Source organism: Kaistella gelatinilytica (genome assembly GCF_015679325.1).
Classification (GTDB): domain Bacteria; phylum Bacteroidota; class Bacteroidia; order Flavobacteriales; family Weeksellaceae; genus Kaistella; species Kaistella gelatinilytica.
Genome location: NZ_JADPVI010000002.1, coordinates 306,079 through 319,952 on the forward strand (window position 1 = coordinate 306,079; position 13,874 = coordinate 319,952).

The window sequence follows — 13,874 nt, forward strand, 5'->3', positions numbered from 1 at the left end:
CTTTCCTCTAAAGCAAATCTGATTAAGACAACAGTAATGAATGGGTAAAGAATAAATAACATCAAACATCCGACACCAAACACCAAGCATCCAGCACCAAACACCAAGCATCCAGCACCAAACATCAAACACCAATCATCCAGCACCTACTTGTGCTGAGCCTGCCGAAGCAACACCAAACACCCCACAATTCAAGGATTTGTCTTTAGCGGGAAAGCGTTTTCTTCATAAGAAATTTTCCCACCGTTTTCCCCTAAAGCAAATCTGATTTGAAATGGTGGCTGAGCAGATTCGAAGCACGGTGGCTGAGCGGAGCCGAAGCCACAATAACCAATAAAAAAATACCAATGAAAACCACATACAACAAGGATCCCTAAATATTCAAGAGCTACGGCATGCACTTGCGCTGAGCCTGCCGAAGCGTCACCCCGCAACTCGCACCCCATAAAAAAAGCCCTTTCCCCAAGTTTGCAGCCGCAGGAAAGAGCAAGGCCTTAATTAAAGTATAACTAAAAACCATTACAAAACTATGAAAAATAAGTTTTGCAGGGACTTTCTTTCCCTAACATTTATCACACTACTCTTTCTGCAGGGTATTGCACAGCAAAAACCCCTGAAAATAGGAGATAAAATTCCTGAAAAAGTATGGTCAATGCCCTTGCAGGTCTTGAACGCACCCCAGAAAATCTTCGAATTAGCAAAAGACCGCGACAAACTTATTCTCCTCGATTTCTGGAATACCTGGTGCAGCAGCTGTTTGCGAAATTTCCCCAAAATGGAAGAATTGCAAAAACACTTTGGCTCTCAGATAAAAATCTTAGCCGTGTCCAATGAAAATCGTACCGTCTTGGAAAAATTCTTTTCTTCCACCAATGGAAAACGCTATAGCAAAACCATTTCACTGGCAGAAGACAAAATATTCCACACCCTCTTTCCACACAGAGGAGTTCCCTACATAATCTGGATTAAAAACGGTAAACTGCTCAACACGACCGATGCAGAACAGGTTACTGAAAAAGCCATTACCGAAATCATCACCCACGCGCAATCTTCCTTAGAAACCGTCGTACAGGCAGAAAAAAGCCGACCCCTCATGCTCTCCCAGAATTTCGATAAGGAAAAGAACGCTGAATTGTTGGGTTATACCTTTATTTCAAAAGGCAGAATTAGATCATTTAGCTATGGTACTTGGTTTCACAGAGAAAAGGGCAAAACCTATGGTCGCCAATTTACCAACCTCTCTTTAATGGAGATTTATAATGCTGTTGGTGATGAGCTTTTCACCCGGCGTGGCGAGAACTTTAGTATAAAACGACTCGTCAATCTCCTAAAACATCCAGAAGATATTGATTTCAATACCGGTATGGATCAGAAAGAAACCGCTGCCAAATTATATAACATTGATTATATAATTCCTAAAACACAGTCCGATTCTCTTTATACCAGAATGTTGCGCATGATTAATGAAAATACAGAATATACCGCCCTCCTTCAGAAAAGACCAACCAGATGTCTTGTACTGAAACGCACTTCTTCCAAAGATAAGATCGCCACCAAAGGCGGTACTACCATCGATCGTTTTCTAAAAACCCCCTCAGTATTACAGAATACTACTTTCGACTTTTTACTTTCTTCCCTAAATGCGAAATATGACATCACCCCTCTTCCTGTAGTTGATGAAACAGATTATAAGGGAAAAATAGATTTGCATTTTTCAAACATAAACGACCTGAAAACGCTTCAGAAAGAACTTTTAGGCTACGATTTGACTTTAGAAGAGACCGATCGAAACCTTTTGATGCTAATCTTGAAAGATTCAAAAATCATAAACCCATAACATACCATGAAAAAATATTTATTAGTACCAATAATCTGCTGCTACACGATGATATTCGCACAACAGCAATTAACGGGTGTGGTATTAGATTCTACCACAGCCAAACCCATAGCAGGAATTCGAATTGCAGTTCCCGCGACGCAGGCAGTCACCCTCACCAATAATGACGGTCGCTTCAACATTACCATAGCGGATAATAGTCCAAAATCCATAACATTAACCATTTCCGGCGCAGGTTACAATAAGCGGGAAGTAACGACATCTTATCCAGCAACAAAATTACTCACCCTGTTGCTGACACCCAAAGTAGTAGATATACAGGAAGTAAATCTTTCCACCGGATACCAGAAAATTTCGAAAGAACGAGCCACCGGTTCCTTCTCCGCTGTAGATAACAAACTATTACAACAACAGGTAACCACCAATATTATCGATCGACTTCCCGCAATAACTAGTGGAATGACCGTAAGTACCGGTCTTACTCAAAACGGACAACTCATGATAAGAGGACTCAGTACTTTAAATGGACCGCGAACGCCTCTGATTGTCGTAGATAATTTTCCTTATGAAGGAGATATCAGTCGCATTAATCCTAATATGGTAGAAAATATTACCGTTTTAAAAGATGCTGCTGCCTCCAGTATTTGGGGTGCTAAAGCTGCGAATGGCGTTATTGTCATCACTACAAAAAATTCAAAATTTAATCAACCACTCTCCGTCGAACTTACCTCAAATCTAACGGTTAGTTCAAAACCCGATCTATCCTACAGCAGACAGATCTCAACTTCAGATTTTATTGATGTTGAAATGCAGCTTTTTAACAAAGGTTACTACAACAGTGATATCAATTCTCCCAGTCATCCTGTCCTTACACCAGTTGTTGATCTGCTTAACAAAGAAAAGAAAGGGCTCATTTCTCACCAGCAGGCAATGCAGGAAATAGACCGACTTCGTACTATTGATGTTCGCGATCAATATCGGAAATACATGTACTTGCCTCTGGAAAATAATTTATATGCATTAAACGTATCTGCGGGTTCTTCTAATCTATCCTGGACTTCTTTCCTCGGTTTTGATGACAATACGGGAAATCTTGGCGAGAAATACCAGCGGCTCAATACCAGACTTCAAAATACCTGGAAACCGTTTGATAAATTGATCGTAACAACGGGCGTTTATTTCACCAATACCGACACCAACAGCGGAAGAAGTGCCTACAACACCATAACCATGAAAGGAAACTGGAAAATTCCTTATTTAGAATTTGCAGATAATCAGGGCAATCCTTTGATCGTAAATTCCATCTTTGATCAAAACTATAAAAATAGCCTCCGGGGTCAAGGCTTACTCGATTGGAATTATTATCCGCTTACCGATTGGCAGCACACAAAAACAAAAAATAAAACCACTGAAATAATAATCAATGCCGGTCTTAATTATAAAGTTCTCAAAGGATTAGATGTTGATATTAAATACCAGTACCAAAGTCTCAATGGACAAAACACAGCATTAAATGATGAAGAGAGTTATAATACGAGATATATGATCAATAGTTTTGCCCAGCTTAATTCCACTGGCACCATAAAATTCATCATTCCGAAAGGGGGTATTCTCGATAAAGGAAATACCCTGACTGCAATAAATAATTGGAGGGGACAATTGAACTACAACAATACCTTCAACAAACATAATATTTCTGCAATAGCCGGAGGGGAGATTCGCCAAACGGTCACAGATTATGAAAGCAACCGCTACTACGGTTATAATCCCCATGATTTGTCAACCGCTGTCGTAGATTATACCCAGCAATATCCCAATTTTATAACCGGCGAAAATAGCTTTATCGAAAAAAACAGTTCATTGCGCCAGATCAATTTTAATTTCCTCTCCTTTTATGCGAATGCTGTTTATACTTTTGATAAAAAATATATTATTTCCGGAAGTGTGCGACGTGATGCCAGTAACCTTTTCGGCTTGAAAACAAATGAACAGTGGAATCCCTTTTGGTCAGCAGGCGCTGCCTGGAACCTCTCCAACGAAAAATTTTATCAGCTCACCGCCCTGCCTTTCCTCAAATTAAGGGGTTCCCTTGGTTTTAGTGGGAATATAGATCCTGCAATGGTCGCAGTCACCACCATTGCTTATGATCCCGATGTATCTGTTTACACCGGTGGACCAACCGCAAGAATCGACCAGTATTTCAATCCCAAACTGCGTTGGGAAATGCTGAGAATGATCAATATAGGGTTGGATTTCACAACCAAGAATAACCGGATCACAGGCTCAGTCGAATATTACACCAAAAAAGGCAGCAATTTGTTTGGCCAGGCTCCCATTGATTACACAACGGGAGTAACCACCCTTTTATGGAATGTTGCAGGCATCGAGGGAAATGGACTCGATATAGAACTGAAAACAAAAAATATCGATAAAGAATTAAAATGGAACTCCATCATCAATTTCAGCTCCTGTCATGATAAAGTCACAGAGTATTATCTTCCTACTACATTTGCCAGCGATTTCATAGCCGCCGCAGGCAATACAGCTCCCATATCCGGTGTTGTGGGTCTTCCTGTTTATTCAGTATTTGCCTACAAATGGGCAGGTCTCGATCCTGCTACGGGGGAGGCTAGAGGATATTTGAATGGCGAAATTAGTAAAGAATATGCCGAGATAATGGCCTCAGACAAAGGCATTGAGGAATTGCAATATTTTGGTTCAGCAATACCCACCTCTTTTGGCTCTTTCATCAATTCCTTTGGATACAGGCAATTCAGTTTAGATCTCGGCATCACCTACAAATTAGGCTATTGGTTTCGCAGAAATTCAATCAATTACACCAGTCTTATTACAAGTCGCGATGGTAATAGCGACTATGCCAAAAGATGGCAAAATCCTGGAGATGAGCTCCTCACAAATGTACCCTCGCTGCAGTTGACCGCCAATTCCGCAAGGGATGATTTTTATAATGGCTCAGCAGTCCTGGTTGAAAAAGGAGACCATATCCGATTGCAATATCTCAACATCGGCTACCATCTAAAGGAAAAAATGCTTAAAAAAACACCCTTCAAAAATGTGCACCTATACTGCGCAATTAATAACCTCGGAATACTCTGGAAGGCGAATAAAGCAGGCATAGATCCTGACTACAACTGGGGAACCTATTCGTTAAAACCTGTAACTTCATATTCACTCGGGCTGCGTGCTCAATTTTAAAATGATCAAAATGAAAAATAAAATAACAATACTGCTTTGGATAACATTTTTGTTTTCAATGACTGCATGTAGAGATTTTCTGGAAGAAAAATCGGATACCCGTTTAGTAACGCCCGAAACATTACAGGATAACCAGGCGCTTTTAGATAAAATTTCTAATGTATTGGGCGGAAACAGCATCAGCGGAGAAATTTCTTCAGATGATATTTACATCACCAATACCGATTTTAATGGCGTAAGTTATGATGCTGACAAGCGCCTCTATACGTGGCAACCTAATTTAGTAGCCAGAGCAAGTGGTAACGATTGGCAAAGTTGCTTTTTTAGAATAAATATTTGCAACACCGTCCTGAATAATCTTGATCAGTATCATATTGCGAATGCTGATAACGTACGAGGGCAGGCTTTGGCCCTCCGTGCTTCTATCTATCTGGAAGCAGCACAGATATGGTGTTTAGCCTATAATAAAAACACTTCCAATACTAATTTGGGATTACCGTTACGATTAGACCCAGATGTAAATCTTCCTTCTGTGCGCTCTAATCTACAGCAAACGTATGATCAAATTTTAAACGATCTCCACATCGCTGTATCACTTTTACCAGATACGCAGGTTGCAGTAACACGGGCTTCAAAAGCAACCGCCTTAGGATTTTTAGCAAGAACATATTTGTATATGGGAGATTATACCAACGCACTCCTTTTTGCGAATGCCGGATTATCAATAAATGGTCAATTAATGAATTTCAATGATCTCAACGCAGCAAATTCTTATCCGATAAAGGCAATGAATACAGAAGTATTGCTCCCCACAAGTATCGCCTACTCCCCAATATTATCAAGCAATACAGCAAAAATCCCGGCTTCTACATACAATTCGTACGAAAACAATGATTTGCGGAAAACCATCTTTTTTAAAACGAATGCGGTCGGAGAAATTCTATTCAAAGGAAATTATTCTGGTAATTCCTCCAGAACATCACCGTTGGCAACTGATGAATTATATTTGATCGCTGCAGAAAGCTTTGCACAACTGAATAATATTAATAACGCCATGTCAAAATTAAATCAACTTTTAATTCAAAGATGGAAAACCGGTACTTTTACGAACTTAACCGCAGACAGCAGAGAAAATGCATTGGAGATAATTGGTAAACAAAGACGTAAAGAATTACTGTTTCGTGGTTTACGATGGGCAGATCTGAAAAGATACAACCGCGATGGACGGAATATTATTCTGCAAAGAGCTGTAAATGGATTATCATATACCTTACTTCCAAACGACCTTAGATATGCGGTAGCAATTCCGGAGGATATTATTAAGCAAACAGGAATGCCTCAAAATCCTAGATAAAATAATGAGGTGGGAAATTTCTTCCCACCTCATCTTAAAAATGACCTTACTACTTAAGGTTCTAACTTTCTGTTAACTGAGATTGCTAATACCTGCGAATTATTTTTTGAACCTAAAACACTCCCAAGGGAACTGTTTTCCGGTACAATTACTTTACAGGGGCGGTCACCTGTGGTTACACAGTCTGCTCCTCCACTCGACGCAGTCGTCCAGTTATTGACATTATGAAATGAGCCTTCACTCATATCTTCGCTTATATAATAGTAAGCGGTATCAGCGGAATTTTTTTCCGCCAGTTTAAAGGACATTGTAATTCCTGCAGTAAGCAAAGCCACCACAAGCATAAAATTGATTTTTAAAAACTTAAATGTTTTCATAATACTGGTCTTTTTTTAATAAAAAAGATTACCGTAAAAACTCAAATGAATTTGTTTGATTAAATATTCTGTCCCCTCGACAGATGTGCAGATGTACCGCTTCAAAACCCTTCGATTTGTCCACGTACATTGGAGTCAACATCAATGGTCTGCTGACTGCTCCTTCTAAATGTTGCAACATTCCAGACTAAAAAAGAGGTACACTTCCATTTGCTCATTTCTTTTTTCTTTCCTGTGCGCTGCCCAAGAGACCCATCACACCGATAAGAAGTAAAAAAAGGGTAAATGCAAAATTTTGCTTCCAGTTGAGACCCTTAATAATACCGAGACATTCACAGGGAAGAGTCTTCTGCAATAAGATCACCGCCATGTAAATACTGAAAATACCAAGCATTACAACGGTTATTGAAAATCCAAAAAACCGGCTTTTTCTCCAGCAAAACAGAACCACAATGAGCACCTGCAGAATGACGATAAGAGAGGCAACCATTGCTCCATAACTTCCAAGTTGAGGTGCCACGTTGAGCTGATTGCTGAAAGTTTCGAAATCAAAAACCTTTTGTACAGTAGCATAAATAAACACTACAACAAAAAAATACGCTAAGACGGTCACCGTCCTTTTAAAAATTGATTTCATAATAAATGATAGTTTTTTCATTAAGGTCTTTCCCATTACTTATTACCGATTGCTTATTCACCCACTCATCCACTTGCGCTGAGCCCCATTCACTCCCCGCCTCACCCTCGCCTCACCAGAAGCCACCAGATCTTCTTTCCGAAATACTCCGGTAATACCTGATCCTTCGCGAATACAGCTGAAGTCGTAACCAACCCTATAATTTCCCATTCTCCACTGCAAGGACACCTTTCGCCACTCCTTGCAGTCACACTGCCTTTGTGATCGGATAGAGAATAATCCATTATACAAAAACAACCTAAGGGGTTTGCCGCCATTGTTGCAGATCTTTGCGGGGTGGTTCTTTTTCTCCATCCACTTGTGAAGCACCCGTAGAATCTTTGCAATAAAACTTTTCCTTCTTGCTTCCTTGCATTGGCCTGTTTGAGTCCTCCTTGTGATCGAACTCATTTCGACACGATAAGGAACTCAGTAGTAAAAAAATACTTAAAATTGCGAAAGACTTTTTCATAATGTTAATTTTTAAAAAGTGATATCGGCGCCGATTTTAAATTGAGAATTCTGGAGTAAATGTAGATTCAAAAACATTTACAAAAAAAAGATTACTGAATGAATACATACATCATTACGTACCAATTTGTATATATTTACCATTATTTATACTATTATATTGCGGATATATCAATAATTAATGTAATTTAGTTCATCCTTATAAAGTCGCTTGCACAAAGTGGATAATGAATGGGGCGACCATCAGATTTACTCATAATGTGGGAACAATGTGTAGAAATCTTTTATTTCTTTTTTTACTGATAAGCACAGTATTTTCTGCGCAAAACAGCGTCGTGGAGTATACGAAACTCCAGAGAACGTACGAGCAGTTTTCCGAAAATGATACCCGGGCACTTCATTTTGTTAATCGCAGCATTGATAGCGCAAAGAAGAATCAGAATTTTCGTCACCTAACCTACGCCTATGAAGACGCCCTTTATTATTCCTCCACTGGTGAACAGAAATTAAAATATGCTGACAGCGCCATTATTGCCTCAATCAAAACAGGAGATTCAGCTTTAATAAGCAAATCGTACTTGGGCAAAGGGATCGTGTTTTATTTTAACTTCAAAAATTATAAAAGGGCACTTCATCAATACCTCCTTGCTTCAAGTTTTGCGGCGAATGATCAGGACCTTTATTTGCTCAATAAAATTAAATACCATATCGGTATAGTAAAAAGTTACCTGGGATATTATCCAGAAGCACTCACCTGTTTCGGGGAATGCAATATCTTTTTTCGCAATAACTTAAATCCTTCCCAAAACCCAAATCTTCAATATAATAATACCAGAGGTTATTTAAATACTATTCACCAGATGATTATCATTAATCGTCAACTAAAAAATTGGAAAAAATCAGACAGTTTGCTCTACCTTACGGTCCCATATCGCCAATTGCCCGAATTTCGGCAGGAGAAAGGGTACTTCTTGAAAGAGCTGGGGATCAGATCGTACTTCAGGAAAGAATATCAGAAATCTATTGATACATTACTCGTCGCTGCAAATATTATAAAGGAGAAAAAAGAAGATTCACCTTTAGCCCTTACTTATTTTTATTTAGGAAGTGCTTATTTGAAATTGCAGGAAACCGGTAAAGGAATTGCTTACCTGCAAAAAGTGGATTCCTTATTCAATCAGAATCAAAGTATTTTTCCCGAGCTACGGGCGGCTTACGAACTGCTGTTGAAAAAAACCGATTTTAATACCCATCCCGAAAATGCAATATATTACACCAGTCAACTCTTAAAGGTGGATGAAATTCTGACCAAAGATTTCCCGGTCCTCTCTTCCAGAATTTATCGGGAATATGACACCAAAACGTTGCGTTTAGAAAAAGAAAAACTTTTGAAATCAAAGAAAACAGATGATACTTTTAGAGTTATTAGTATAGTGATTACCCTGCTGCTTCTAATCATTCTTTTATATTTTTTCCAAAAACAAAAAAGAATCTCTCAAAATTATAAAAAGGTATTGCTTACGCTTCAAAACAAACCTTTTCATGATGAAACCCAGTCAAATCCCCAAAGCACTGTTCGGAAGCACGATTACAGTCCCGATATTGTAGATTCAATATTGGATAAACTGACTGAATTTGAACATGAAAATAAATTTATAGAGAAGAACCTCACCATTCGAAGTCTGGCTGCTAAACTCAACACAAATGGCAGCCACTTGTCTTACGTCATCAATGAACATAAGGACATGAATTTTAATTCATACCTAAAAGTTTTGCGCATCAGTTATATTACTGAGCTACTCTACCATGATAAAAAATACTTGAAATACACCATTGAGGCTTTAGCTGAATCTTGTGGTATAAAATCACGACAGCAATTTTCCAATCAGTTCTATGAAATAAACGGAATTAGACCTACTGATTTCATTAATCAAAGAAAAGAAGAATTAAAAAAGTCTTAGTTCCGTCCGAATTACTGCAAACCTCTAAAAAAATATCGTGTTTATGAACTCGTTACAACTTATTGCAAAGACCAGTAAACTTTGGTCTGATCTTGAAAACAAAATCAATGAACTCAAAACAGAAAAGAAACATCCTTTGGAGGAAGCACAGTTCGCTTTAATCGCGACCGATGAAGCCATCCGCACGGTAAAGGGTTGGGTCATCATCCACGATTTTGACTGTTGGGAAAATGAGATCACCTTCTTCAAAAAACTGAAGCCAAAATTGATTGGCTCTTTTATTTACTATTCCAAATTAGTCTCCTTTCTCTCCGCGCTTCCTTCCTCCGGTGATAAATTGAAACGGAAAGTCTTTGAAAATGAATTTGACCACTTGCAGTATTTTTCCTTGGAAAACAAAGACTTTATAAGCTACTGCAGAAGAAATGCAACCTATCTCGACAGCAAATATTTCTTGCGGTTCAAATATGATTTAGATGTAAAATTATCAATTGATATCCACAGCTACGATGATCGTTTTTCCTCCTCCCATGACCATTTAGTTTCTCAGATGATTGCCAATGATTCCTACGAAAAATTCTTACGTGCAGAATTGAGCAAACTTAAAAATAGCCATACCGACGAAGAAAGATCCCACAGCAACATTCAATGGTCAGCCTCAAAAGTCGCCCTCACCGAATTAGTCGTTGCACTGCACCAAACCCGCTGCTTAAACGGCGGAAATAAGGATCTTTCCGAAACCATAAAATGGTTCGAAAACAATTTTGAAATTGACCTGGGCAATTACCACAAGACTTTGATCGAGATCCGCTCCAGAAAAAACGACAAAGCAAAATTCCTCCACCTCCTCACCGAAAACCTCACCAATTATCTGGAAAGCTTCGACGAATAAATAATCCCAACAACCTCATTTCAACAACCCAGTAAAAAGTACCCCGGTCATTGCGAGGAATCACGACGAAGCAACCCCTACAACCAAACACCCAATTCCAACCCTCCACCCCGATCTCGCACCCCGAATCCCGAATCCCGAATCCCGCATCCCGAACGTTGCACCTCGCATCTCGCCACTCGCACCCCGAACCCCGCCACTGTTCATAACTTTTCTCACGTACTACCGAAAACCTACCGAATAAAATATCTTCTATTAAACAACCTTTGTGTTTCAAACACGGGAGAACCCATGAAACCACAACCGCTCCGCCTCTGCATATACCCCAAAGACATCCAGTGCATCACTGGAAAAAGCGAAAGATACAGTCGTGATCTTATTCATAAAATCAAAACCGTTCTCAATAAACCAGACCATCAGTTCCTCACCGTCGAAGAATTCTGCACCTACATGGGCCTATCCTACGAATCAGTGCAACCCTTCATCCGCAACTAAACAATAACCGCACTCACCATCTCAACCTCAACCTCAACCTCAACCTCAAAAGCATTCCAACCCGACCTAGGAGATTTTTACGTGAAGAAAAAAGGAAATTTCTTCCAACAATTATTTGTTATTATAAACCACATAAAAATCCCCATTGTTTGAGTGGCGGCAACAAATTCAATACACAAGAACCCATCATCTTTCCGCCCGAGTTCTGGGGATTTTCTCAGAAGAAATTCCCTTTTTTTTAGTAAAAAGATCCAGTCTTGACTTTTTTGTTACTTTTTGTGTCAAAACAAAAAGTAAGAAGAATAAAAGAATTTACTTACTTCAACACCACGAACACAAATAATCCCAACCAGAAAGGTCCTTTTCCCAACCCTTACTTCGACAGGCTCAACATAAAAAAAGCAGGAAGCTTTCTTTCAATTTGTGCTAATACCATTTCCAATCACCATCTCAACCTCAACCTGAAAGCATTCCAACACGACCCAGGAGATTTTTACGTTAAGAAAAAAGGAAATTTCTTCCAACGACCAATTTCAACTGACAACATCTAAAAATCCCCATTGTTTGAGTGGCGGCAACAAATTTCAAACACAAAAACCCATCATCTTTCCGCCCGAGTTTTGGGGATTTTCTCATAAGAAATTTTCTTTTTTTAGTAAAAAGATCCAGTCTTAACCTTTTTGTTACTTTTTGTGTCAAGACAAACCATTGAAAATGGTTCGCTGATTCCTATAAAAAATATAAAAATGATGAAGCAAAAAGTAAGAAGAATAAAGTAAGAAGAAATTTAAATTAAAATTAATTCTAAATCGCGTGGCTTCGACAGGCTCAGCCACCAGAACCACGAACCTCGCACCCCGAATCCCGAACCCTCGCACCCCACCCCCACCCATCCCCCACCCATCCCCCACCCATCCCCCACCTTAATGCATCAAAAAGGCACTTACTAACAATCTGACATCCCTCCCTTTTCGGCAAACACCACCCTTTCCGGCACATTCATCCATATCGGCATCAATCGGCAGAATCAGCCGTAACCGGCACTATTACTTGTTTCACATCTATTTTTTGTCAAATTTTGCCCCGTGATCACAACAGGTTTAAGCAGGTGTACCTCAACATCTGATTCTTAATTTTTTAAAAACAAACAAAATGGCAAGACAAAAAGGATTGATCAAATTGAAAGGTACCATGGGTGACATCACCTTCTACCGTACCAAAGACGGCTACATGGCCCGTGAAAAAGGCGGCATCTCCGCAGAAAGAATGCGCACCGATCCCGCATTTCAACGCACCCGCGAAAACATGGCAGAGTTCGGAAGAGCCGGCAAGGCCGGAAAAACCCTGCGAAACTCAATGCAAAGCCTCCTGCGCAAGGCTTCCGACTCCAGAATGGTCAGCAGACTCTCCAAAGAAATGGTGAAGGTCATCCAGATGGATGCCGTCAATCCCCGCGGACTGCGAAACGTCATCGACGGTGAAGCGGAATTGCTTCAGGGCTTCGAATTCAATATCCATGGCAAACTCGGTACCTCCATCGCCGCACCTTTTACGGCAACTTTAGACAGAGTAACAGGAGATGCAATCATAGCTATTGAAGCCTATGTTCCGACTGACAGCGTGATTGCTCCTGCGGGAAGCACCCACTACAAAATGTCTTCCGGAGCAATGGACATTAATTTTGAAAGCGAAACCTATGCTTCTGAGAGAAATGAAACACCAGTGCTTCCTTTAAACTCCGTGTTGACCACTCCCTTACAGCTGATTAACAATCTGCCCGCAGCCTCAACCAATCCGTTGTTTTTGGTTTTCGGCATCAGCTTTTATCAGGAAGTCAACGGTACTTTTTATGAACTGAAAAACGGCGCTTACAATGCCCTGCAGATCGTAAAAGTGGATGGAACACCTTAACGATGGAAATCCAGCTCATCCGCACGTATCGTTCTAAAGGAGTCAACGGAATACTGTGTAAAGACGGAAAAGAATGGGGTAAAACCATTGAACTGCCCTGGGTAGAAAATGCACAACGGATCTCTTGCATTCCTGAAGGAACCTACATCCTACGAAAGCGCTACAGCCCCAAATTCAAATGGCATTTTGAAGTATTAGGGGTAAAGGGGAGAAGCAACATCCTCATTCACCCAGCCAACGATGCGCTCAAAGAATTACAAGGATGTATTGCACCTGTGCTGCAGCACACGGGAGAAGGAAAAGGCAATTCCTCACGGATTGCTTTGCAAAGAATGAAAGATCACCTCTATCCGATTTTGGATAAAGGTAAGACACTACAGCTAACCATAAAAAATAAAAGATCATGAAAAAGATCATCAATCGTTTACAGGAACCCACTCCAAGGTTCTTTCAGCGAATCAGAAATTTCGGTCTGCTTTTAACAGGCGTCAGTGCAGTAATTTCTACTGCAGTGATTCCTCTCCCTGCGATTCTCATCACTATTGCTGGATATACAGCCCTTGCCGGCGGTATCGCCAGTGCAGTGAGCCAGACCGCAGTGGTAAAAGAAGAAAAGCCGTGATACAGTTTGATGCTGCACAACGCATCAGCACCACTTGTGGTATGGTGCTCATTATCCTCGTG

General features: G+C 40.1%; 11 protein-coding genes. 9 read left to right on the top strand and 2 right to left on the bottom strand.

The features are described from left to right. The first annotated feature begins 529 nt into the window (after window positions 1-529). From IV494_RS08580 to IV494_RS08590, 3 genes are read left to right on the top strand one after another with little or no spacing between them, the layout of a single operon-like run. Complete coding sequence (locus IV494_RS08580) at window positions 530-1,837, top strand: TlpA family protein disulfide reductase (RefSeq protein ID WP_196079747.1); 1,308 nt, start codon at window positions 530-532, stop codon at window positions 1,835-1,837. Window positions 1,838-1,843: 6 nt separating this feature from the next. Continuing rightward, complete coding sequence (locus IV494_RS08585; protein WP_196079748.1) at window positions 1,844-5,053, top strand: SusC/RagA family TonB-linked outer membrane protein; 3,210 nt, start codon at window positions 1,844-1,846, stop codon at window positions 5,051-5,053. Window positions 5,054-5,063: 10 nt separating this feature from the next. Then, window positions 5,064-6,407 (top strand): RagB/SusD family nutrient uptake outer membrane protein, encoded by a 1,344-nt coding sequence (locus tag IV494_RS08590; protein ID WP_196079749.1) that lies wholly within the window; start codon window positions 5,064-5,066, stop codon window positions 6,405-6,407. A 53-nt stretch (window positions 6,408-6,460) separates the two neighbouring features. Here IV494_RS08590 and IV494_RS08595 read toward each other — a convergent pair whose 3' ends face one another. Next, a complete protein-coding gene (locus IV494_RS08595) occupies window positions 6,461-6,784 on the bottom strand; it encodes a hypothetical protein (protein WP_196079751.1) in 324 nt (107 codons plus the stop codon). 214 nt (window positions 6,785-6,998) lie between these two features. After that, window positions 6,999-7,421, bottom strand: a complete 423-nt coding sequence (locus tag IV494_RS08600) for a MauE/DoxX family redox-associated membrane protein (RefSeq protein WP_196079752.1) — start codon at window positions 7,419-7,421, stop codon at window positions 6,999-7,001. A gap of 737 nt (window positions 7,422-8,158) precedes the next feature. Between IV494_RS08600 and IV494_RS08605 the strand changes: the two genes are divergently transcribed. From IV494_RS08605 to IV494_RS08630, 6 genes are all read left to right on the top strand, one after another. Beyond that, window positions 8,159-9,892, top strand: a complete 1,734-nt coding sequence (locus tag IV494_RS08605; protein WP_196079753.1) for a helix-turn-helix domain-containing protein — start codon at window positions 8,159-8,161, stop codon at window positions 9,890-9,892. A gap of 43 nt (window positions 9,893-9,935) precedes the next feature. Then, window positions 9,936-10,784 (top strand): RteC domain-containing protein, encoded by an 849-nt coding sequence (locus tag IV494_RS08610; RefSeq protein ID WP_196079754.1) that lies wholly within the window; start codon window positions 9,936-9,938, stop codon window positions 10,782-10,784. A gap of 752 nt (window positions 10,785-11,536) precedes the next feature. After that, entirely contained in the window at window positions 11,537-11,830 is a 294-nt protein-coding gene (locus tag IV494_RS08615) for a hypothetical protein (RefSeq protein WP_196079755.1), read from the top strand. Window positions 11,831-12,431: 601 nt separating this feature from the next. Further along, window positions 12,432-13,190, top strand: a complete 759-nt coding sequence (locus IV494_RS08620) for a hypothetical protein (protein ID WP_196079756.1) — start codon at window positions 12,432-12,434, stop codon at window positions 13,188-13,190. A gap of 2 nt (window positions 13,191-13,192) precedes the next feature. Further along, entirely contained in the window at window positions 13,193-13,597 is a 405-nt protein-coding gene (locus IV494_RS08625) for a DUF5675 family protein (RefSeq protein WP_196079757.1), read from the top strand. Next, on the top strand, window positions 13,594-13,812 hold the full coding sequence (locus tag IV494_RS08630) for a hypothetical protein (RefSeq protein WP_196079758.1): 219 nt from the start codon (window positions 13,594-13,596) through the stop codon (window positions 13,810-13,812). The genes IV494_RS08625 and IV494_RS08630 overlap by 4 nt, the downstream gene beginning before the upstream one ends. The last annotated feature ends 62 nt before the right edge of the window (window positions 13,813-13,874 follow it).